The following is a 19,544-nucleotide window of genomic DNA, read 5'->3' as shown; positions in this document are numbered from 1 at the left end:
AGCCGCTCACGATGATCCCGAGGAAGACTCCGGCGCGGTGGAGCATACGCGGTTGCGGCCGTTCTTCTTCGCTTTGTAGAGCAGGCCATCGGCGGCTGCGAACCAGCCTTCAACGCTGGCGATGCCGGGATCCAGGGATGATACGCCCAGACTGGCCGTCACGCGCAGCTTCTCCCCGCCTGGGATATCGAAGCTGTGGCTTTCGATGGCGGCTCGGAAGCGTTCTGCCGCAGCGACAGCCTCCACGCCATCGGCTTCGGGAAGAAGCAGCGCAAATTCCTCCCCGCCCAGGCGACCGAAGGAATCGCTTGGTCGCATCGATGAGGTGCACAGCTGGGCAACCTGGCGCAGAACCTCGTCACCCGCCGGATGGCCGTGCTGATCGTTGATTATCTTGAAGTGATCGATGTCCAGAGCGATCAACGCGGCCGAACGCTGATGCCTCGTGAAGCGGGAGAATTCCTTGGCGGCCTGTTCCATGAAGCCGCGGCGGTTGAGAGCGCCGGTCAAGTGGTCCCGCTGAGCGATCAGGCGCAGTTCCAGCTCATCCACCACGATATGCGCAAAGTTCGTCAGGATCGCCATGTCGCCATCGCTGAATGTGCGCGGCTCCGTGTCGATAGCGCACAGTGCACCAACGTTGTAACCATCGGGCGTCTGCAGCGGAACGCCCGCATAGCTGCGGATATGCGGCGCCTCCTGAACGAGCGGGCTATCGGCAAAACGGGGATCCAGAAGGGCGTCGGGCACGACGAGTGGCTCGCGCTGCTGGATCGTGTGCGTGCAGAACGATATCGACCGGGGCGTTTCCGCAGCGCAAAGACCGCTGCGCGCCTTGAACCACTGCCGCTCGCGATCGACCAGCGTCACTGTTGCCATGGGAACGCCGAGGACGGTCCGGACCAGATTCACGATCTTCTCGAACGCCTCTTCTGGACCGGTATCAAGCACCTCCAGCCGCTCCAGCGCTGCCATGCGCCCCTCTTCGTCTTGCAATTTGGCGTCAGACATCGGGCGTTCCTCGAACCACAGCCTGCATGGCGGCGGTCAACTCCCGCCCGTAGCTTTCGACGAGCTGTGTGACGCTTGCTGTCACGACATCCTCATCCACGCCGGCCGCGCGAAGGCTGGTGACGAGGGCAGCCAGATGCTGATGGTGCCGCTTGACACTGGCTGCAAGCTCGGGCGGCAACTCCGCCTCGTCCGGAAGGGGCGGTACAATGCTCGGCATGGTGTCAGGCATGAGCGGCCTCCACCTGCGGAATATTGTCTGGTAGCATGTGCATCCTCACGATCCGGAAGCGATAACAAGCCGCTACCGGTTAAGTCTGCTATCTTGCTGCAAGTTGGTTAAAAATTCCCTTCAGGGCTGCTGCGGGTTCTGGCCTTTCGGCATCGCGATATCTCTCAAGGCAGCCGCTCTCGGCAGCGGAAGCCGCGAGCCGGCGTTCTTTGCCCGGCTTGCCGAGGAGTCGGGCCGCTTCGCAGGGCAGGAGGTGGCAATCAATGCTTTCCTACAGAGCGATCCGGCCTTCATAGCCCTGTGTCACTGGAACGCGAACATCGACAACGCTTTCTTCTGGCGCGGCGAAGATGGCCCGCTTGAATGCGGCCTCATGGATTGGGGGCGGGCCGGGCGCATGAATGTTGCGTTCGCCATATGGGGATCGTTGAGCGCGGCGCACCACGACATTTGGGAGCATCATCTCGACGACCTGCTTCTCCTCTTTGCAAAGACGCTGGCACGCGAGGGCGGACCCCGCCTGCCGGTCAGCGTGCTGCGGCTGCACCTTGAACTCTATGCGGGAATCATGGGGCTTAGCTACTTCCTGGACTGTCCGGCGCGCATCCGGAATGCTGTGCCTACGGTGATGACGGCGGCAGGGATCCGCGACCCGGTTGTGGAGGGGCATGAGCACGTGCGCAATCAACTCCACATCGCAACCGTGGTCCTCAACCTGTGGCGTCGGCGCGGCCTTGGAGCCCTGCTTGACAGCCTGTCGCATCAAACGGCCGGGCACGCGGGGTCCTGATTGCCCAGCGCGTGCTGGGGGAACGCTTGAAGGTGCAGCGTCACGGCCGCTGTTCCCGTCGGTCATATTTCCGGAAGGAACGCATCTTCGGCTGACTTGTTGGGCTTTCAAGACAGGGAGCTTATTGATGCCGACCATGCAGAATGCCGACGCTTCGGGTGCCCGGGCCGCAACGCCTGTGGCCATACCGGCAGTGGGATGGAAGCAGATCCTCTTGCGCAGTTGGCGGGAAGCCGGAAACGACAACCTCGGCCTGATCGCATCGGGCGTGGCGTTCTGTGCGATTCTGGCGATGGTGCCCGCGCTTGGCGCACTGGTCATGACCTACGGGCTCGTCGCTACACCGGAGACTGTGGCTTCCAACATCGGATCCCTGACTGCGATGATGCCCGAGGATGCTGCCAGGCTGATCGGTGAGCAACTCGCCAACGTTGTGAGCACGTCAGACGGAAAAAAGGGTTTCGGGCTAATCATCGCGCTCGGCATTGCCCTTTACGGCGTGATGAAAGGCGCGTCCGCACTCATCACCGCGCTGAACATCGCGTACGACGAGGAGGAGACGCGCAGCTTCATCCGCGTCAACCTCCTTGCCTTTTCAATCGCCGTCGGCAGCGTCCTTGTGGCCATACTCGCGATGATCGCAATCGCAGCCATGGCGGCGGTCGAGGCCATGTTCCCGGCTGCTCCGCCGTTCCTGACAGGGCTGGCCAAGCTGGCGTCCTATCTCGTCGTCGGGATTGTCGGCAGCGGCATGGCGGCTGGGGTCTATCGCTATGGTCCTGATCGCGCGCACGCCAAATGGAAGTGGCTGACACCGGGATCGATCTTCGCCTCGCTGTCCTGGATCCTCATCACGTTCGGCTTTGGCCTCTACGTTGCCAACTTCGGAAATTATGACGCCACCTATGGATCGCTCGGTGCGGCGATGGTGCTGCTGACCTGGCTCTACCTGTCCGCCTACACGCTCCTGTTGGGCGCAGAGCTGAACTGCGAAATCGAACGCCAGACCGCGCGTGACACGACCACAGGTCCCGAACTTCCTATGGGTGAACGCGGTGCCTATGCCGCCGATACCGTTGCTGCCGAGGTTGACGGCAACCGGCAGGCAAGCGCTTCCTGAAAAGTCGCGTCATCCGCCGATCCGATCAGCAAGGGCAGGAAATGCGTTTTTCCACCGAGGCTGGGAAGATCTAATAACGCCGGAGCTCTTTGGTTGATCGCGGGAAAAGCGTGGAACGATGCAAATTTACATGATGGCGACACTCTCCCTCGTTGGATCGGTGGTCATCCTCGGACTGGGGGTGCCGGTGGCGAGCGAGGCGAGCCAGCAGAAGGGCCAGGCCCAGTTCATCCGCTGTGCCGCCTGCCATTCCACACGAGCCGCTGACCGGCCTTCCACCGGACCGCATCTCGAAGGCATCGTCGGCCGCAAGGCGGGAGCGGTGACGAACTTCACGTATTCCGAACGACTGCGCAAAGGGGATTTCATTTGGGACGAAGCCAGGATCGACGCCTTCCTTGCAGCGCCGCAGTCGACCGATCCCGGCATGTGTCTCACATTCCGGGGGCTGGCGAAGGCAGAGGACCGTGCGGCGCTTCTTGCTTACCTGAAAGCACCCGCGTCTTGACGACGATCCGCCCCGCGCGATCGTTGGCAGGAGCCGCTGTCGGGTCGCCTCACAGTGCCCTCATATCAGCCGGGCGATCCGCCGTTCCTTGATGGATAATGCATTATCTGTCAGTGACAGCTTATGGACGAACCCTTTCTTCCCCTCGCAGGTAAGCGGGTGCTGGAACTCGGCACGATGATTGCGGCGCCGTTCGCAACTCACATCCTTTCGCAGCTTGGTGCGGAGGTTATCAAGATCGAGCCGCCGGGCGGGGACACCACGCGTTCGCTCGTGCGCGGCGGACCGTCCGGAACGATCGTCGCCTACAGCCACTCCAAGCAGGCGCTGTGCCTCGACCTGACGACTGAAGCCGGCAAGGACGTCTTCCGGAGGCTGGCTGCCACGGCCGACGTCGTGATCCATAATCTTGCGCCGTCCGCCGCGCGGAAGCTGGGCTTGACCGCTCAGGACTGCATGGCGGTGAACCCCGGGATCGTGCACGTGCACATCAGAGGCTATACGCGTGGCCCGCTGGCCGACGGTTTGATGACGAACCCGATCGCCGAAGCCGCGACGGGGGCGATGGACGATCATCGCGTGGATGGGCGGCCCACGCGCTTTGGCCCTTCCTATCATGACCAGTTCGCAGGAACCTATGCCGTCATTCGGGTTCTGGCGGCGATGCTGGATCCCGCTGCCAGTGCGGAGGCGCGGACGATCGAGATCGGTCTTTACGAGACGGGGCTTCACCTTGCCGCTCGCGATCTCGCCGGGATGCAGCTCAAGACGCAGCTGCTTGGGCGTTTGGAAAAGGAAGGCGGCGGTGAGTTCTCGATGCCCGGCTACGGCGCCTACGTCACCGCGGATCAGCGCTGGGTTTACTTGCTGGTCCTGACAGACGCGCACTGGGCGCGGCTGACGCAGGCGCTTGACATGGCGGAGCAGGGCGACCCCGCTTTTGCGCGGCTGAGAGACCGGAAGAAGGCGCGGGAACAGATAGAAGACGCCGTCGCGCTGGCGGTGTCCGGCTTCGGTTTCGCGGAGCTGGAAAGGCGGCTGGAGGATGCGGGCATAGGCTTTCATGAGGTCATGCCGCTGGAGCGGGTTCTGGAAAGGCCGCAGGCGAGGCAGCCGGGCAAGCTGCGAGAACTCAGCTTCCGCGGCCTTCACTTCGAGGTGCCGGAATTTCCCGGCGCCCGCTGCGTTGCTGCCAATCGTCCCCCGCCCGAGGTGGGTCAGGATACCACCCGATTGCTGCGGGAACTCGGCTACGATGCTGCCGGCGTGGACGAACTGTTGTCATCGGGCGCTGCCCGCGCCTATCAACCGGGCGACTTCGCATGGGCGCCCGTTCGGAAGGGTGCAGGCGAAAAAGGGTAGCAAGCCGGCATGATGCAGTACCGCACGAAAGAAGAGCAAGTCGCCGATTTTCTGCGCGAAGGCATCATTTCCGGGCGGATCGCGCGGGGCTCTCGCCTGAAGCAGCAGGAAATCGCGACGCTGCTGAATACGAGCATCACTCCTGTACGGGAGGCGCTGAAGCTCCTTGCAGCCGAAGGCTACGTGCTTGGAGACAGTTTCCGCGGCGCGACCGTTGCGCCTTTCGACCTAGAGGCATCCAGCGAGGTGCTGTCCCTGCGCATTCTCCTGGAGACGCAGCTCGTACGGGCGGCGGTCGAGAAGGTGACGGCTGCCGATATCGGTGAGTTGCGCACGATGGCCGCCGAATTCGCCAGCGCCTTCCATGCCGGTGACAACGAGGGCGCGCGGGCTGCAAACTACCGCTTTCACCACCGCATGTTCGAAATTGCGCGAATGCCGCAGACGCTGCATTTCGTTCAGATTCTCTGGGCGCGCTATCCATTCGACCTCATCAATCGGTTGCAGGGCCGGGTCAGCCGGGCGGCGGACGAGCATGACGAGATGCTGGCCGCCCTGATCGCGGGTGATGCAGCTGCGGCGATGCTGGCCACGCGGGAGCACATCGAAGCGGGCTTTCGCGAACTGCGCAATTCCGTAGCCGGCACCGCAACCTAAGGCACCTTCAGCACTGCTATTCTTCAGCCTCTCAGGAGAGGGTGCCAGTCCGTGCCCGCTTCTCCTGCGCTGTAACGCCTTGGCGATACCGGCCGATCTACGGCCGGGCGCAATGGACACTGGCAGTTGGGCAAAATAATGCATTATCCATCATCAGCGGCAATCATGGATTGATCGCGCCGAACGGAGATCAGCAATGGCAGTGGACGTGAAGGAAAAGGAGGTCGGGGCAGCACCGGCGGAAGGGAAGATTACAGCGGACGCCATCAAGGCCGCCGAAAACATGATCGGCATGCAGCTGCGGCCGGAAGGTCCCTATCTGCAGGATGCGACCGAAGATACGATCCGGAACTTCTGCAACGGGATCGGTGACCTCAATCCGCTCTACCGCGATTTGGAGCATGGCCGTCTGACCCGGCACGGCTCCATGCTGGCCCACCCGAATTTCCCAATGGCTTTTGGCTGGGTCGGTAGGACGCGCTGGGGGCTGCCCGGCGTCCACGGCTTCTACGCCGGGAACGATTGGGAAATGTTCCGTCATGTCCGGCCTGGTGATCGCATCAATGCGATCGAGCGGGTCGTCGGGGTCGATGTGAAGGAAAGCCAGTTCTCCGGCACTCTGGTGCTGCAGTACGTGGAAGCGAGCTACTTCAACCAGCGTGGCGAACTGGTGGCGCGCGCCCTCGGCACCTGCACCCGCCATGAACGCAAGGCTGCGCGGGAAGCCGGCAAGTATGCCGACATCAAGACGCACGAATACACTCCCGAAGAGTTCGAGCACATCGATCACGCGATCCTGAACGAGGAAAAGAACATCCGCGGCGGCAACGTGCGCTACTGGGAAGAAGTGCAGGAAGGCGAGACCCTCCCTGAGATCGTGCGCGGGCCCTTGAGCCTCATGGACACGATGGGCTTCCTCGTCGGATGCGGACGCGGCCACACGCACGGTGTCATCTTCAAGAACGCCGTGAAACACCCTGGCCACTTCTTCCGGAACCCGGAAGCTGGCGGCGGAATCGAATACACGGGCATCGGCCACCATCGCGAATCCACCGCCAAGGAGGTGGGCGTGCCCGGCGTGTACGATTACGGACCGCAGCGCTCGGCATGGATGGCCTCGCTCATCAGCAACTGGATGGGGGACGCCGGTTTTCTCAAGCGCATCAAGACGCGAATGAGCCGCTTCAACACGATGGGCGATTGCACTTGGGCTCGCGGAACAGTTACGCGCAAGTACATCAAGGATGGCTACGCGCTCGTCGATATCGAGATCAAGGGGGAGAACCAGCGCGGGGAGTTGACGACGCCGGGCCTCGCCACTGTGGTCCTTCCTTCGCTCGATCCGAACACGAAGGTGTTCGTCGACGGTTCCGGGCTGGATCTCGAACTTCCGGTGGTCCGGTAAGAGGGCGTCATGGCGGCGGAGGAGCAAGGCGCACCTTTGAGCGGCACGCGGGTTGTCGTCATCGCCAACAGCGTGGCGGCGGCCTATGCCGCCCGGATGCTGTGTACGCTTGGTGCGCAGGTGGTCCTGGTGGAGCCGCCTGGCGGCTCCCCCCTTCGCCGCGAGCCTCCTTTCCTCCCTGCCTCAGGCGGGGAGTTGACGCAGACCAGCGCTCTGTTCGCCTATCTGGCCGCAGGCTTCGAAAGCAAGGTGATCGACCCCCGGCGAGCGGCGGGAGCGGCCTCGCTGGCGGAGACGTTGAGCGCGGCCGACATCCTTGTTGCCGACACTCCCGTTGCCGGGCGAGAGGCGTTGGGGCTCGACCCACAAGCCATCGCCGCCCGGTTTCCGGATCTCATCCATGTTTCTGTCCTGCCGTTCGGCAGCGAGGGTCCGAAAGCTGAATGGAAGGGCACAGACCTCATCGTCCAGCACGCGGGCGGCGAGGGCAATCTGCTGCCCAACGGGCTCGCGGTGGAGATGTTTCCTGACCGGGCACCCCTCAAGATCGGCGGGTATTTCGGCGAGATGCAGGGTGGTGTTGCTGCGGCTCTCGGCGCGCTTTCCGCCTTATGGGCGAGAGGGGAGGTCGGCGGGCAAGCCGTTGATGTCTCCAGCCAGGACGCCATGCTTGCGGTCGGCGCCTTTGCGATCCAGCGCCTTGGCGACGGTTCGGTCGAACATCGGGTGGAGCGCAGTTTCCGATATGGCGGCGTGATCCCCTGCGCAGATGGCTTCGTGGAACTGCTCACGCTGGAGCAGCGGCAGTGGGAGGGGCTTGTCGAACTGCTGGGCCGCCCGGATTGGGCGCTCGCCCCCGCACTGGCCGACAACATCGAGCGCAGCAGACGCGGCCCCGAAATCAATCGCCACATCCGGGAATGGGCCAGCCTCCGGACTGCCGATGAGATCGTCACGGCCGGGCAGCGGCTGAACGTGCCACTGGCCCGCTACAAGAGCCCGGCTGATATCCTCGCGGGAGAGCAGGAGTGGCACCGGGCGCTCTTTCAGAAGATCTCAGTCAAGGGGACGGGAATGCTCGATGTGCTTGTGTCGCCCTTCCACTTCGATGACGAGCCGCTCAGCCTTTGCGGCGCCCCCCCTGAACTGCCCGCGGGAAAGGCCGTGGAGGCGGTGTCGTGAAGCCGCTGGAAGGCATCCGCATCGCCGATTTTACCGTGCACAACGCAGGTCCCTTCTGCACGCACCTGCTGTCGCAACTCGGCGCAGAAGTCATCAAAGTCGAAAGCGCCATGCGTCCCGATGCATTTCGCAAGCCGCATCCGGTCTATGGGAGAGAAGGGCCGGCGACGTTCGATCAAGTGGCATCGAACAAGCTGTCGGTCCGTATGAACCTCAAGAAGCCGGAGGGGGTCGCACTCGCCAGGCGCCTCGTCGCAGCCAGTGACGTTGCTGCGGAAAGCTTCCGTCCGGGTGTAATGGCAAGGCTGGGGTTGGGATACGATGCCTTGAAAAGCGTGCGCGAAGACATCGTTCTGCTCTCGATATCGTCTTCCGGGCAGAGCGGTCCGGATGCGCACTTCGCGGGTTATGCGCCTCTTTTCGGCGCCTGGGGCGGACTGGGTGAACTGACAGGCTACGCGGACGGCCCCCCCGGTGGAGGTGCGCCACGTGATGGATCACACCGTCGGGATGAACGCGGCTGTCGCGTTGATGGCGGCTCTTCACCGTCGCCGCCGGACGGCCCGGGGCGCACACGTTGACGTTGCCGCACGCGAGGTTGCCGCCTCCCTGATCGGCGACCAGCTCCTGCTGGCTGCGGCCGGCGGGCAGCCGGCGCGCTCGGGCAATGCGCATCCGCGCATGTCGCCGCATGGCGTTTACCGGGCCGCAGGAGAGGACCGCTGGCTGGCACTTGCGATCGAGAACGACGCGCGATGGCAGGCGTTCGTGCGTGTGGCCGGTGTTCCTGATGACCCGCGGTTCCGCAGCGAAGAAGGCCGCCGCGTCCATGCCGAAGCGGTCGATGCGCTGATCAGCGAATGGGCCTTGCGGCAGGATGCGACACAGGCCGCTGCAGCCTTGCAGAAATCCGGCATTGCCGCGCACGTGTCCTGGACCACACCGGAACTGGCCGCTGACTCCCATCTGCGCGAGCGCAGGGCGATCGTGCCGGTTTCCGAGCCCGACGGCACCGTGCGGGCTGCGGTCGGCGTGCCGATGCGCCTGTCCAAGGGCCAGGAGATCGGTATCGTTCGCGGAACGCCGGCGCTTGGCGAGCATGAGGACTACGTTTTTGGCGAAATCCTCCAGATCGGGCGGGAGGAACGCCGCCGGCTTGAGGACGAGCAGGTGATCTACTGATCACGGTGGAAAGGATGGGCATGAGCGACATACCGACCCTGGGTTTTATCGGGCTGGGCGTCATGGGGGGCGGGATGTGCGCCAATGCGGTGCGCAGGCACCCGAAGCCGCTTCATGCCTTCGACATGAACGCACAGGCTCTGCGGACCCAAACCGATGTCGGAGCGGTTGCCGCGGCTTCGGTGGAAGATGTGGCTCGGGCGGCGCAGGTCATCTTCCTTTCCCTTCCAGGCGGAAAGCAGGTTCGGGCCGTCGCCGCAGAAATCGCTGCGCATGCCGCGAAAGGCACGGTCGTGGTGGACTTGTCCACGACGAGCGTTGCCGATGCCCGCGACGTGGCCTCTCTGCTGGCGGATCACGGCATGGTCTTTGCGGACGCGCCGGTGGCGCGGACGCGGCAGGCAGCCGTAGAAGGTACGCTTTCCATCATGGTCGGCGCGGATGAGGCGGTTTTCGCCCGCATCGAGCCGCTGCTGCGCTACATGGGATCGGACGTCACGCTTTGCGGCGGCATCGGCTGCGGGCAGGTGGTCAAGCTCATCAACAACACCCTGCTGTTCGAACAGGTGGCGGCCTTGGCGGAAATGTTCGTGGTGGCCGAGCGGGCTGGGGTGACCCGCGAAAAGTTAGTGGAGGCCGTCTCGCTCGGTTCGGGTGACAGTTTCGCTCTGCGCAACCACGGGCTCAAGGCCATGGCCCCCCGGGTGTTCCCTGAAAAGGCCTTCCCGATGGCCTACACCCTCAAGGATCTTTCCTACACCATCGAACTGGCCGAGCAGATGGGGGTTGAGCCAAGGCTGCCAAGATTGGCCGCCGAGTATTACCAGGCGGCGATCGATCAGGGGCTGGGAGAGCGATATTTCCCCGCCATCGTGGAGGTGGTCGACCGCAAGTAGCGGCGATCGAAGGGAGAGCAGGATGCAGGAACGCGAGCTGAAATACCGGGTCATCGCCGATGGCCTGCTGTTTCCCGAAGGCCCGATTGCGATGAACGACGGTACGGTCCTGGTCGTGGAGATCAAGGGGGGGCGCCTCATTCGTGTGCAGGAGGACGGTAGCAAGACGGTTGTGGCGGAGCTTGGCGGCGGTCCCAATGGTGCCGCCATAGGTCCCGACGGCGCATGCTACGTGTGCAACAACGGCGGCTTCCACTGGCTGACGGAGGACATCTTCGACACCACGGGATACATGCGTCCGCACGGGCGGGCGCACGACTATACAGGCGGCTCCATCCAGCGGGTTGACCTTGGGACCGGAGAGGTCACTACCCTCTACACGCACTGCGATGGCGTGCCGATCAATGGCCCTAACGACATCGCCTTCGATGCGCAGGGGGACATGTGGTTCACCGATCATGGCAAGACTTACGGCCGCGTCATGGACACGGGCGCGGTATACCACGCGGCGGCGGACGGTTCATGGATCCGGGAGGCCGTTTTCCCGGTGCTGACCCCGAACGGCGTCGCGCTGTCTCCCGATGAGAAGACCCTTTACGTCTCCGAAACGGAAACCGGCCGCCTGTGGCGCTGGACTGTGGCCGCAGGTGGGCAGGTGCTGCGCGAGCCCTGGCCCTCACCGAACGGTGGCGTTCTGCACGGGCATGCCAAAGGCTACCAACGGTTCGATTCCATGGCGCTTGAGGAGGGGGGCAATATCTGCGTCGCCACGCTGGTCACGGGCGGAATAACGGTCTTCTCCCCAGAAGGAGAGAAGCTGGAGTATTGGCAAGGGCCGGAACCGTATTGCACCAACATCTGCTTCGGCGGGGCCGACAGGAAGACGGCGTACATAACGGTTTCCGGACGCGGCTTGCTCATAGCTGCGGAATGGCCGCGCGCCGGGCTTCCGCTGCCCCATCAGCGCGGGTGATCATGAGGGATTGGGCTTTCCTGCCGCCGCGTCTGCAAGTGAGCGGCACCGTGCAACAAGGACATCATGCGTGAGTGGATTTGAAGACTGGCTCGGACGCAGCCAGAGCACGAGCGACGTTCTGGACGCCGGCCGCAGCAATGCGCTGGATCTGGCGCTTGGTGGTGACGGCATACTGAAAGCGGGTGATCCGCTCCCTGCACTGGACCACTGGCTTCATTTCTGGGACGTCAGGCCGCCGCAGGGACTTGGGGCGGACGGCCACCCCGCCAAGGGAGGCTTCCTGCCGCCCGTTCCGTTGCCGCGCCGCATGTGGGCAGGCGGGCGCCTGACGTTCCACAAGCCCCTGTTTCTGGGCGACGAGGTGCGTCGTACGTCAACCATCGTCGCCGTCGCCGAGAAGAGCGGGCGCAGCGGAACGCTTGTCTTCGTCACCGTCCGACATGAACTTGCGGGCCGCGACGGGCTCGCCGTTACCGAGGAGCAGGACCTCGTCTATCGCGAACCTGCGCCCGGCGTCCTGCCGATGCCGACCGCCATGCCGGCGCCTCCGGCGAAGTGGACGCGCAGTGTCGATCCAGACACGGTCCTGCTGTTCCGCTACTCGGCCCTCACCATGAACGGGCATCGCATTCATTATGATCGGCCTTACGCCATGGCTGAGGAGGGCTATCCAGCGCTCGTCGTGCATGGGCCCTTGCAGGCGGCCTTGCTGATCCGCCTGGCGGCCAGCAGTCTCGACAGACCCATCGCGAGCTTTGAATTTCGCGGACAGCAGCCGGCCTTCGATGGTGTTTCGCTGCATATCTGCGGAGAGCCCGAGGAGGGCGGAGCGCAGCTCTGGACCCAGCAGGGCGAGAGCCGCAACATGATCGCCACCGTGCGCACCGCCTGACGCCGGAGATGATGATGACGCAGACCTACCAGCTTTATATCGATGGCGCGTGGCGCGCAGGGTCCGGCGGGCGTACGCTCCCGGCGATCAACCCTTACGACCAGTCGGTTCACGCTCATATCGCCGTCGCCACCGAGGAGGATGTGGACGCGGCGGTCCGTGCGGCGCGCCGCGCCTTCGAGGCGGTATGGAGCAAGTCCACCCCTGGCGAGCGTGCGCGCCTGCTGAACCGGGTTGCGGACCTGCTCGACGGGGATGCCGAGAGGATGGCGCTGCTGGAGACCACCGACAACGGCAAGGTCATCCGCGAAACTCACAACCAGATGGGATATGCGGCGCGTATCTTCCGCTACTACGCCGCCTGGGCCGACAAGATGCATGGCGATGTCGTGCCGCTGGATCAGAAGGACACGCTCGATTTCGCTATTCGCGTGCCTTATGGCGTCATCGGTGCGATCACGGCCTGGAACTCCCCCGTCGCCATCCTGTGCAACACACTGCCCGCCGCTCTTGCCGCCGGCAATTGCGTCGTCCTGAAGCCGTCGGAACATGCGTCCACCACCACGCTGGAGATTGCGCGGCTGATCGAGCGCGCCGGTTTTCCGGCAGGCGTGGTGAACGTCGTGACGGGAGAGGCGGACACGGGCAGGGCGCTGGTCAGCAACCCCGGGATCGACAAGATCAGTTTCACCGGCAGCCCTGGCGTCGGACGCGCGATCGCGGCGGCGGCGGGGCACAACCTGAAGCCGCTGACGTTGGAGTTGGGGGGCAAGTCGCCCAACATCGTCTTCGACGATGCGGACTTCGACAGGGCCCTTATTGGCGCTTTGGCCGGCATCTTCGGTGCGACCGGGCAGACATGCATCGCCGGGTCGAGGCTGCTGGTGCAGCGCGGGATATATGAGCGGATGGTCGAAGGTCTTGCCGGGCGTGCTGCACGGATACGGATGGGCGATCCGCGACTGGCCGAGACCGAGATGGGCACAGCCGCCAACGAGCCGCAGTTCAACCGTATCCTCTCGTTCATCGAAGACGCGAAGGGGCAGGGCGCCCGCCTTGTCGCGGGAGGCAGCAGGGCGGAAGGTCCGGGGCTGGAAAACGGCTTTTTCATCCAGCCCACCATCTTTGCCGACGTTCGCAACGAGATGAAGGTCGCCTCGGAAGAGATCTTCGGCCCCGTCCTCTCCATCATTCCCTTCGAGGAGGAGGACGAAGCCGTCCAGATCGCCAACGACACCGCCTATGGTCTCGCCAGCGGGATCTGGTCCCAGGATATCAGCCGTTGCCTTCGCATGATGCGGGCGATCCAGAGCGGGGTTGTCTGGGTCAACACGTACCGGGTGGCCGCTCCGCAAGCGCCATTCGGCGGTATGAAGGATTCCGGCTACGGCCGCGTGCGCGGCGAGGCGGGCATCCTGGAGTTCATGCAGACGAAGAACGTCTTCATCGACTTCTCAGGCGACCGCCGAGATCCTTTCTCGATGAAGTTCTAGCCCCCCGTCCGTCGAAGCCGATCCTGATAGCTGGGCCTCACCTTGGGCAGGGAGAGGGGAAGCTCATTGGGCCGCTTCGCCGATTTCTTCGGCCTCCGCTGCCTGGCGCGCCCACATTTCGGCATAGAGGCCATCGCGGCGCAGCAATTCGGCATGGCGGCCGCTCTCCGCTAACCGGCCCTCGTTCAGGACGAGGATTCGGTCCGCGTCTGCGATCGTCGAAAGACGATGGGCGATCGTCAAAGACGTGCGGTGCTCGGCCACCCGGTGCAGGGTGGCCAGGATATCCTGCTCGGTGCGGGTGTCGAGAGCGCTCGTCGCCTCATCCAGGATGAGGATCGGCGGGTTCTTGACCAGGGTCCGGGCAATGGCCACCCGCTGTTTCTCTCCCCCTGACAACTTGAGACCGCGTTCTCCCACTTCCGTGTCGAAGCCTTGTGGCAGGCGGGCAATCAATCCGGTCAAGGCGGCACCCTTTGCTGCGGCGATGATCTCGTCCGCGCCGGCTCCTTCGCGGCCGTAGCCGATGTTGTAGCCGATGGTGTCGTTGAACAGGACGGAGTCCTGCGGGACGATGCCGATCGCCTTGCGCAGGGACGCCTGAGTGACGTTCCGGATATCCTGCCCGTCTATCAGAATGCGGCCGGAGAGGGGATCGTAGAAGCGGAACAATAGGCGCGCGATGGTGGACTTTCCCGCACCGGACGGTCCGACGATTGCGAACGCCTGCCCCGCTGGAACCTCGAAGGAAAGGCCCTGAAGGATCGTCCTGTCCTTGTCGTATCCAAATACGACGTCGTCGAACACGATGGAGGGCTGCCGGACGATCAGTGCCGGAGCGTCCGGGGCATCGGGCACCTCCACTTCGGTATCGAGCAGCCGGAACATCTCAGCCATGTCGATCAGGCCCTGCCGAATGGTGCGGTAGACCATGCCCAGCATGTCGAGAGGTCGGAAAAGCTGCGTGAGGTACGTCTGCACGAAGACGAGCTGGCCCGCAGTATACTCGCCCCGCCACCAGCCGTAGACGGTCCAGCCAAGGGCGCCCGCCATCAGCAGGTTCACCACCAGGCCCTGGGCGATGTTAAGCAGGCCTAGCGAGTTCTCGCTCTTGACAGCTGCGACGGCGTAGGCGCCGGTCGCCTGTGCGTATCGCTTTTCTTCCCGCTTCTCCGCCGAGAAATACTTCACCGTCTCATAGTTGAGGAGGGAGTCCACCGCACGGGCGAGCGCCTGACCGTCAAGCCGGTTCATCTGCTCGCGCAGCTTCGTGCGCCATTCGGTGATCACGCGAGTCACCCAGATGTACGCGGCGATGGCCACGGCCGTGGCTATCACAAGCCCGGGACCGAAATTGACGTAGAAGATGACTGCCACCACCGCGAGCTGCAGGATGGTCGGCGCGATGTTGAAGAGCATGAAGTAAAGCATCGTGTCGATGCTCTTTGTGCCGCGCTCGATCGTCTTCGTGACCTCGCCCGTGCGCCGGGCGAGATGGAACCGCAGCGAAAGGCGATGAAGCTGGCCGAACACGTTCTCTGCAAGCTGCCGCGTGGCTTCCTGGCCCACGCGTTCGAAGACGATGTTGCGCAAGTTGTCGAACGCCGTCTGGGCGAGGCGTCCCGCCGAGTAGCCAAGCACCATCAGCATGGCGAGCCGCACCATCTTGGGGCCGCTCGTCCCCATGAGGTCGATCGCCCACTTCATCAGGTATGGCAACATCAACTGCGTTGCGGTGGACAGGAGGATGAACACGCAAGCCCACACGATCCGCCATCGAAGCGCAGCATTCTCCTTTGGCCAAAGGTAGGGCAGGAAGCGGAGGAGGGTGCGCCAGCCGTCATGGCGGGCTTGGGGATCACGTACGGCGGTATCTGGAGGCATCGCTGCTATTTAGGCAATGCGTCTCTCGAAACAATCCGGCAATGTCTCGGAACGGGCTGCCGACTGGAATGTTGGCTACTCCGCGTCGACAAGGTCGAACAGAACCTTGCGGCTTGAAAAGTCTATCGCCACGCGCTTGAAGGCCCGCAGCTCCCTCATGCCAAGGAATATGGCCGGCTTCCTGTCCAGCCTGAGTTCGGCGAAAGCCGGGGCGTCGGCGTAGGCGACGGGCACATTGGAAAGGGTCATGCGTCCAAGCTCCAGCTTCCCGGCGACCGCAAGCTCCACCGGAAGCAGATGGCCCGTCACGCTTGACACCTCGCTGGTGCCCAATGCCTTCTACCGCTTGCGGGCAAGGGACCGTTGTAACGCCCGGTTGCCGATCGTTCCGCTGGCTCCGGTGTCAATGACCACATCGGTGCGTGTGCCATCGATGAGAGCATTCGTGAGGATGAGGCGGCCGGAGCGGCGCTTTGCCCGCACCACGATTTCGAACTCGCCGCGCGTGGCCGTGGCGGCCCTATCTGCGATGCTGATCCGGTTGCGGGTGAAATCGAGCAGGACACGCTGGTGCTGGAGGCTGTCCGTGCCGAGGATGCCATCGGCGCCGATGTTTATCCGTTCGAGCAGAGGAACGGTCAGGTCACGAAACGAAAGCGCCCCCACGGCGATCGAGTGGACCTGAGCCGTCGTGACGTGCCTCGAGCCGGCGATGCCCACCACGCGGACTTGTGGCCCTTCCGCCAGACCCAGCGTGGCGGCGGGAGCCGTCGACAAGACGGTCCGCTGGGAACCGGTGTCGATGATGAAGCGGAACGGGCCGATGCCGTGCACCACCGCCTCTATCGTCATGCGGTCATAGGTGTCGGCCTCCGCCTGGACGACGTCCTCGGCCGGCTTCTCCTGCGAGATCGGCGGGGGCGTGGCGCCTAAAATCACCGGATCGGCGATCAGCATCGCCAGTGCCATGCTCGCTGCAGACATCGCATCCTCCCGGCGGCGACTACCCGTCGCTTCTGCCAAGTCTCCAGGATATCACGTGTGCCGGAGGGACGCCACGCCCCAAAAAGCCCGGTAGTTCAGCCGGTACCGGGATTAAGCCGCGCCCGGATCGGCCCGGTCGCGTGCAGGAGCATGCCAAGGAGATCCGCCCGGGCGGGGTGCCTCACCAGAATCACGGCGGCAAGCCATGTCAGACCCGACGCGAAGCCCGTTACGGCCAGCTCAAGGAAGCCCATGGTCGAGGGCGTCCGCCAGACCGTGACCGCAATGACGGCGGGCACGATCGTCGCCACAGCGATGACGGCGCTGGTGACGTAGACTTTCAGCACGGCCTTCCATGTGAAGCCGACGAGGCGGTGGAGCCACACGGCGTAGAGACAGAACCACCCCGCTCCATAGACAAGGCGCGAACCCGCGGCCGCCTCGACGCTGATGGCCGCGCCGAGTGCGAGCGTCGTCACCGAAAGGGCGGTGTCCGCCAGGTTCAGCACCAGCAATTGCCGCAGGCGCCCCAGTAGGATCGGCAGATCCATGTGCAGGGGCAGGGCCACGAAGAAGCATTCCGCAAGCGCCGCAAAGGCCAGCAATGGTGCCGCATCCACCCAGGCTGGGCCGTACAGCAGCAGGATGATCGGCTCGCTCAGGACGGCCAGCAGGGCCATCGCAGGCCACACGATCGCCCCATGGGCGGCAACAACCCGTTCATAGTAAGGTCCGAGGTCGCGGCCCTCGTCGCGAAGTCGGGCGAAAGCCGGATAGTAGATCGCGCTTACCGCTCCAGCCACGAGGTAGTGCAACTGGGAGGCCAAAGCGAGACCCCGGCTGAAAAGCCCTGCCGCCGCCATGCCTTGCATCCGGCCGACAACAAGGTCCGGAGTGCGCATGCCGATGCCGCCGGAAAGATAGAGGAGCGCGCTGCCCGATCCAAAGCCGATAATCTCGCGGGCTCTGGCTAGGCGGATGGGGCCGCCTGGCCGCGCGGGATTGAGGAATTGCGCTACCACGGCGCGCGCAGCGGCTTGCGCGATCATCGCCCAGGCAAGGGACTCGGCCGAGAAGCCGGAAGCCGCAAGTACCAGCGCGCAACCGCTGTTCGTCACGGCTCCGGCCACGTTGACGAGGAACGTCCCCTTGAAGTCGAGCTTCCGCGACAGCAGCGCGACGGGCACGATACTCCAGGGCGTGAGCAGATAGGAGGCGGCGATCAGTCCCAGAATCGGGAAGAGCCGCGGTTCGGAGTAGAAGCGGGCCAGCGGAGACGCGATGGCCAGGATGAGTGCCGCGAGCACGAAGGAGAAGCCCACCGCGATCACGGTGCAGTGCCGGATCGTTTCGCCGTCGGCCGTGGGATGGCGTCCGAGGTAGCGCGTCAGGCCGAAGTCCTGAATGACCGACAGGATCATCGCTGCGGCAAGCGCCACCGAGAACAGGCCGATCTCGTCAGGTCTCAGGAAGAACCGGGAAATGATGACCGAGGTGGCGAACTGGAGGACGAACTGCGTGTACTGACTGCCCGCAGCCCAAAGAGCCGCAGATTTCACGCTGCCTTCGCCGCGGCCCGTGGTCGCCGGAGGCCTCGCTTCCTGCTCCATGTGTGAAGACATGAAAGCGTCAGGCTCCGGAGGATCGAAGCAGCAGCCATGCCAGGCGAAGCGCGCGCCGGGGCTCGCCAAAGCGAACGAGCCGCAGCACGGTTCGCCACATCCCCTCGCGCCGGCCACCGTCCTTCAGGTAGCTGAGGAGAAACTCGAATCCCTCTCCCCGCAGGGCTGCGGGTGAGTAGAGAAGGCCGAGCGCCGCTTGCTCCCGCACCGTCCAGGCCAGCCCGGTCTGTCCGAACAGGGTGTCGAGCTCGTCGATGGGAGGCAGGTGAAGCAGACTGGCGGTCGGGTCAGGCCGACCGGCCCGGCGTTCCCGCCAGGCCGCGTGCGCCACGACGGATCCGATTTGCTGCTCCATCGCATGGCGGGATGAAACCTGATCGGGATAACGTCGGTATTTCAACAGCCGCTCCGGTATGTTGCCGAGCCGGGTGACGGAGGACAGGCGCAACCACAGATCAAGATCCTCGCAATGCACGAAGGCGGAGTGATAGCCACCGACGGCACGAACGATCTCGCGGCGGAACATGGCCGCAGGGTGACAGATGAGCGGGCCTCTGGACTGGATCGAAGATAGCATCTCTTCGTGGGTCACCGGGTGATCGGCACCCGTGCGGACAAGGGGTTCGCCATGAACGCCGATGTCTTCGCTCCAGCTCCCTACGACCCCGTAGTCAGGATGCGCGTTGAGAAACCTGACCTGCCGGATAAATCGATCAGGTCGGCAGATGTCGTCAGAGTCCATGCGGGCAATGAGGGGCGCCCGCGCGCTTTCGATCATCTCATTGAGGCTGGCCACCAGGCCCCGGTTTTCCCGCAGTATCGGGCGTATCCGGCTGTCCTTCGCTGCATAGTCACGTACGATAGTGGGGGACGCGTCGGTGGAGCCGTCGTCGACGATGAGGAACTCGAAGTCGCCGAAATCCTGGCCCAAAACGCTCTCGATAGCCTCGGACAGGAACGGCGCTCCGTTAAAGACGCTCATGGCTACAGTGACGGCCGGCTCAGGCATGAAGGTCCGTGGTTCCTTGGCATGCCCGCCACGCGGGCCTGTTCTCGATCAACGCGTGGTAACCCTTAGCTGGTAAAGAAAGGGTTCGGGATCTTTTTATGCCGCCGGCCGATGCTGCCGCTCTTGAAGGTCTGAAGGGTCTGCCCATATGGGTGCCTGGAAGAGGCGCATCGTGGCCACCGGGTCCTGTTGAAAACATTTTTGAAATTAGGGTTTGACCGAATCGCGGGGTCACCTTAGAGGGCGCTTCACCGCAGCGGACCACACGGTTTTGCAGCGGTCGCCAAGAGAGACGGACAGCTGGTTTCCCCCGGTCGCAAGAAAGGGGGAGCGATGGTT

20 protein-coding genes are annotated in these 19,544 nt (G+C 63.9%); 13 read left to right on the top strand and 7 right to left on the bottom strand.

Going from position 1 to position 19,544, the window contains the following annotated elements:
• Positions 1-6 precede the first annotated feature (6 nt).
• Together C2R25_RS07660 and C2R25_RS07655 are read right to left on the bottom strand one after the other, a co-directional pair.
• Positions 7-1,011 (bottom strand): sensor domain-containing diguanylate cyclase, encoded by a 1,005-nt coding sequence (locus C2R25_RS07660; RefSeq protein WP_103728656.1) that lies wholly within the window; start codon positions 1,009-1,011, stop codon positions 7-9.
• Positions 1,004-1,243, bottom strand: coding sequence for a hypothetical protein (locus C2R25_RS07655; RefSeq protein WP_103728655.1), 240 nt, complete (start codon positions 1,241-1,243; stop codon positions 1,004-1,006). Before C2R25_RS07655 ends, C2R25_RS07660 begins: the two co-directional genes overlap by 8 nt.
• Positions 1,244-1,346: 103 nt before the next feature.
• On the opposite strand from C2R25_RS07655, the gene C2R25_RS07650 reads away from it, so the two are divergent.
• The 13 genes from C2R25_RS07650 to C2R25_RS07595 all read left to right on the top strand — a co-directional run bounded on the left by C2R25_RS07650 (position 1,347) and on the right by C2R25_RS07595 (position 13,706).
• Positions 1,347-2,033, top strand: a complete 687-nt coding sequence (locus C2R25_RS07650) for a hypothetical protein (protein WP_103728654.1) — start codon at positions 1,347-1,349, stop codon at positions 2,031-2,033.
• A gap of 127 nt (positions 2,034-2,160) precedes the next feature.
• The gene (locus C2R25_RS07645) at positions 2,161-3,153 is read left to right on the top strand and encodes a YihY/virulence factor BrkB family protein (protein ID WP_233203821.1); all 993 of its coding nucleotides are present in this window, start codon (positions 2,161-2,163) and stop codon (positions 3,151-3,153) included.
• Positions 3,154-3,283: 130 nt separating this feature from the next.
• On the top strand, positions 3,284-3,661 hold the full coding sequence (locus C2R25_RS07640; protein WP_233203820.1) for a cytochrome c family protein: 378 nt from the start codon (positions 3,284-3,286) through the stop codon (positions 3,659-3,661).
• Positions 3,662-3,784: 123 nt separating this feature from the next.
• A complete protein-coding gene (locus C2R25_RS07635; protein ID WP_103728652.1) occupies positions 3,785-5,023 on the top strand; it encodes a CaiB/BaiF CoA-transferase family protein in 1,239 nt (412 codons plus the stop codon).
• A gap of 9 nt (positions 5,024-5,032) precedes the next feature.
• Entirely contained in the window at positions 5,033-5,680 is a 648-nt protein-coding gene (locus C2R25_RS07630; RefSeq protein WP_199183787.1) for a GntR family transcriptional regulator, read from the top strand.
• Positions 5,681-5,876: 196 nt separating this feature from the next.
• On the top strand, positions 5,877-7,085 hold the full coding sequence (locus tag C2R25_RS07625; RefSeq protein ID WP_103728651.1) for a MaoC family dehydratase N-terminal domain-containing protein: 1,209 nt from the start codon (positions 5,877-5,879) through the stop codon (positions 7,083-7,085).
• 36 nt (positions 7,086-7,121) lie between these two features.
• A complete protein-coding gene (locus C2R25_RS07620; RefSeq protein ID WP_199183786.1) occupies positions 7,122-8,267 on the top strand; it encodes a CoA transferase in 1,146 nt (381 codons plus the stop codon).
• A complete protein-coding gene (locus C2R25_RS21145) occupies positions 8,264-8,848 on the top strand; it encodes a CoA transferase (RefSeq protein ID WP_199183785.1) in 585 nt (194 codons plus the stop codon). Before C2R25_RS07620 ends, C2R25_RS21145 begins: the two co-directional genes overlap by 4 nt.
• Positions 8,760-9,449, top strand: a complete 690-nt coding sequence (locus tag C2R25_RS21140; protein ID WP_255400453.1) for a CoA transferase — start codon at positions 8,760-8,762, stop codon at positions 9,447-9,449. The genes C2R25_RS21145 and C2R25_RS21140 overlap by 89 nt, the downstream gene beginning before the upstream one ends.
• Before the next feature lie 20 nt (positions 9,450-9,469).
• Positions 9,470-10,345 (top strand): NAD(P)-dependent oxidoreductase, encoded by an 876-nt coding sequence (locus C2R25_RS07610; protein WP_103728677.1) that lies wholly within the window; start codon positions 9,470-9,472, stop codon positions 10,343-10,345.
• Between the two features lie 22 nt (positions 10,346-10,367).
• Positions 10,368-11,318: an SMP-30/gluconolactonase/LRE family protein gene (locus tag C2R25_RS07605; RefSeq protein WP_103728649.1), complete on the top strand. Its 951-nt coding sequence runs from the start codon at positions 10,368-10,370 to the stop codon at positions 11,316-11,318.
• Between the two features lie 70 nt (positions 11,319-11,388).
• Positions 11,389-12,213 carry a MaoC family dehydratase N-terminal domain-containing protein gene (locus C2R25_RS07600; protein WP_103728648.1) on the top strand — a complete coding sequence of 275 codons (825 nt, stop codon included), beginning with the start codon at positions 11,389-11,391 and terminating at the stop codon, positions 12,211-12,213.
• 14 nt (positions 12,214-12,227) lie between these two features.
• Positions 12,228-13,706 (top strand): aldehyde dehydrogenase, encoded by a 1,479-nt coding sequence (locus C2R25_RS07595; protein ID WP_233203819.1) that lies wholly within the window; start codon positions 12,228-12,230, stop codon positions 13,704-13,706.
• A 63-nt stretch (positions 13,707-13,769) separates the two neighbouring features.
• On the opposite strand, the gene C2R25_RS07590 is transcribed toward C2R25_RS07595, so the two are convergent.
• The 5 genes from C2R25_RS07590 to C2R25_RS07575 all read right to left on the bottom strand — a co-directional run bounded on the left by C2R25_RS07590 (position 13,770) and on the right by C2R25_RS07575 (position 19,205).
• Positions 13,770-15,590: an ABC transporter ATP-binding protein/permease gene (locus C2R25_RS07590; RefSeq protein WP_103728646.1), complete on the bottom strand. Its 1,821-nt coding sequence runs from the start codon at positions 15,588-15,590 to the stop codon at positions 13,770-13,772.
• Positions 15,591-15,665: 75 nt separating this feature from the next.
• The gene (locus tag C2R25_RS20905) at positions 15,666-15,899 is read right to left on the bottom strand and encodes a hypothetical protein (RefSeq protein ID WP_233203818.1); all 234 of its coding nucleotides are present in this window, start codon (positions 15,897-15,899) and stop codon (positions 15,666-15,668) included.
• A gap of 30 nt (positions 15,900-15,929) precedes the next feature.
• Entirely contained in the window at positions 15,930-16,574 is a 645-nt protein-coding gene (locus tag C2R25_RS07585) for a retropepsin-like aspartic protease (RefSeq protein WP_233203817.1), read from the bottom strand.
• 95 nt (positions 16,575-16,669) lie between these two features.
• On the bottom strand, positions 16,670-18,196 hold the full coding sequence (locus C2R25_RS07580) for an oligosaccharide flippase family protein (protein ID WP_103728676.1): 1,527 nt from the start codon (positions 18,194-18,196) through the stop codon (positions 16,670-16,672).
• A gap of 7 nt (positions 18,197-18,203) precedes the next feature.
• A complete protein-coding gene (locus tag C2R25_RS07575) occupies positions 18,204-19,205 on the bottom strand; it encodes a glycosyltransferase (protein ID WP_103728645.1) in 1,002 nt (333 codons plus the stop codon).
• Between the last annotated feature and the right edge of the window lie 339 nt (positions 19,206-19,544).

It is taken from the genome of Novosphingobium sp. HII-3, from assembly GCF_002916655.1.
Taxonomy (GTDB): domain Bacteria; phylum Pseudomonadota; class Alphaproteobacteria; order Sphingomonadales; family Sphingomonadaceae; genus Novosphingobium; species Novosphingobium panipatense.
Note: the sequence above shows the minus strand (reverse complement) of the source record. Positions and strands in the feature narration are given on the sequence as shown.

Excerpts from the sequence above, each read along its gene's own strand:
- C2R25_RS07635 (WP_103728652.1), top strand. The coding sequence starts at position 3,785 with ATGGACGAACCCTTTCTTCCCCTCGCAGGTAAGCGGGTGCTGGAACTC.
- C2R25_RS07660 (WP_103728656.1), bottom strand. The coding sequence starts at position 1,011 with ATGTCTGACGCCAAATTGCAAGACGAAGAGGGGCGCATGGCAGCGCTG.
- C2R25_RS07645 (WP_233203821.1), top strand. The coding sequence starts at position 2,161 with ATGCCGACCATGCAGAATGCCGACGCTTCGGGTGCCCGGGCCGCAACG.
- C2R25_RS07625 (WP_103728651.1), top strand. The coding sequence starts at position 5,877 with ATGGCAGTGGACGTGAAGGAAAAGGAGGTCGGGGCAGCACCGGCGGAA.
- C2R25_RS07640 (WP_233203820.1), top strand. The coding sequence starts at position 3,284 with ATGATGGCGACACTCTCCCTCGTTGGATCGGTGGTCATCCTCGGACTG.
- C2R25_RS07575 (WP_103728645.1), bottom strand. The coding sequence starts at position 19,205 with ATGCCTGAGCCGGCCGTCACTGTAGCCATGAGCGTCTTTAACGGAGCG.
- C2R25_RS07585 (WP_233203817.1), bottom strand. The coding sequence starts at position 16,574 with ATGTCTGCAGCGAGCATGGCACTGGCGATGCTGATCGCCGATCCGGTG.
- C2R25_RS07590 (WP_103728646.1), bottom strand. The coding sequence starts at position 15,590 with ATGCCTCCAGATACCGCCGTACGTGATCCCCAAGCCCGCCATGACGGC.
- C2R25_RS07605 (WP_103728649.1), top strand. The coding sequence starts at position 10,368 with ATGCAGGAACGCGAGCTGAAATACCGGGTCATCGCCGATGGCCTGCTG.
- C2R25_RS07610 (WP_103728677.1), top strand. The coding sequence starts at position 9,470 with ATGAGCGACATACCGACCCTGGGTTTTATCGGGCTGGGCGTCATGGGG.
- C2R25_RS21140 (WP_255400453.1), top strand. The coding sequence starts at position 8,760 with ATGGATCACACCGTCGGGATGAACGCGGCTGTCGCGTTGATGGCGGCT.
- C2R25_RS07580 (WP_103728676.1), bottom strand. The coding sequence starts at position 18,196 with ATGTCTTCACACATGGAGCAGGAAGCGAGGCCTCCGGCGACCACGGGC.
- C2R25_RS07655 (WP_103728655.1), bottom strand. The coding sequence starts at position 1,243 with ATGCCTGACACCATGCCGAGCATTGTACCGCCCCTTCCGGACGAGGCG.
- C2R25_RS07630 (WP_199183787.1), top strand. The coding sequence starts at position 5,033 with ATGATGCAGTACCGCACGAAAGAAGAGCAAGTCGCCGATTTTCTGCGC.
- C2R25_RS07595 (WP_233203819.1), top strand. The coding sequence starts at position 12,228 with ATGACGCAGACCTACCAGCTTTATATCGATGGCGCGTGGCGCGCAGGG.